This window comes from Intrasporangium chromatireducens Q5-1 (assembly GCF_000576575.1).
Classification (GTDB): Bacteria; Actinomycetota; Actinomycetes; order Actinomycetales; family Dermatophilaceae; genus Intrasporangium_A; species Intrasporangium_A chromatireducens.
In genome coordinates, this window is the sequence record NZ_AWQS01000523.1 from 1 (window position 1) to 949 (window position 949).

Genomic DNA, 949 nt, shown 5'->3' on the forward strand with positions numbered 1-949 from the left:
TCTCGGCGGTGTCCTCCTCGGGCTCATCGTCCTGACCCACCGCGCCAAGGGTTAGCAGACACGCTCTAGTCAGTCCTTGCCGGCGAGAGTCTCCAGCCTGGGCTTGGGGTCGAGGCCGGCCAGCCCGTTCCAGGCCAGGTTGACGAGGTGTGCCGCGACCTCCGACTTCTTGTACTTCCGGCGCTCCAGCCACCACTGCCCGGTGTGTGCGACCATGCCGACGAGCATGTGCGCGTGGATCGGTGCGGACTTCGGGTCGAGCCCGCGTGCCTTGAACTCGACGGCGAGCAGGTGCTCGACGTGGCCGGCCACGTCGCCGAGCAGGCTCGCGAACGAGCCGGTCGCCTGGCCCGGAGGGGAGTCGCGCACGAGGATCCGGAAACCCTCCGTGCTGCTCTCGATGTAGTCGAGCAGGGCCATCGTCGCTCGCTCGAGCAGGTTGCGCGCCGTCGATCCCTCGTCGAGGGCGGTGGTGATCCGGGCGAGCAGGGACTGGATCTCACGGTCGACGACAACGGCATACAGGCCCTCCTTGCCACCGAAGTGCTCATAGACCACTGGCTTGGAGACCTTGGCGCGTGACGCGATCTCCTCGACGGTGGTTGCTTCGAACCCCTTGTCGGCGAAGAGCGCCCGTCCCACGTCGATGAGCTGCTCCCGGCGCTGCGGTCCCGTCATGCGGGACCGGCGGCCGCGGTCGGGTCGGGGTCGGTCGGCGCTCACCGGGCCCATTGTGCCTAAGACGGATTCCGGGCGGGCGCCGCGGCTGCACTACCCTGTGGCACGTCCGGCTGAGCCGGGCGTTCCCCGGTTGGTCTGCTGGCAGGGCCCGCCTGACTTTGAATCAGGACTAGCGACGTAGGTTCGATTCCTACCCGGGGAGCAATTGTGATGTCTCAGGACATCGCGGACGGGCGAACCCGATAGACATGGGTTCGGCCGTCTCTGG

Annotated in this window: 1 protein-coding gene and 1 tRNA gene; one reads left to right on the forward strand and one right to left on the reverse strand. The window is 67.8% G+C overall.

Annotated elements, in window-relative coordinates:
* Positions 1-69 precede the first annotated feature (69 nt).
* Positions 70-678: a TetR/AcrR family transcriptional regulator gene (locus N864_RS22680; protein ID WP_034722923.1), complete on the reverse strand. Its 609-nt coding sequence runs from the start codon at positions 676-678 to the stop codon at positions 70-72.
* A 126-nt stretch (positions 679-804) separates the two neighbouring features.
* Between N864_RS22680 and N864_RS22685 the strand changes: the two genes are divergently transcribed.
* Positions 805-883, forward strand: a tRNA-Gln gene (locus N864_RS22685).
* Positions 884-949: the final 66 nt, after the last annotated feature.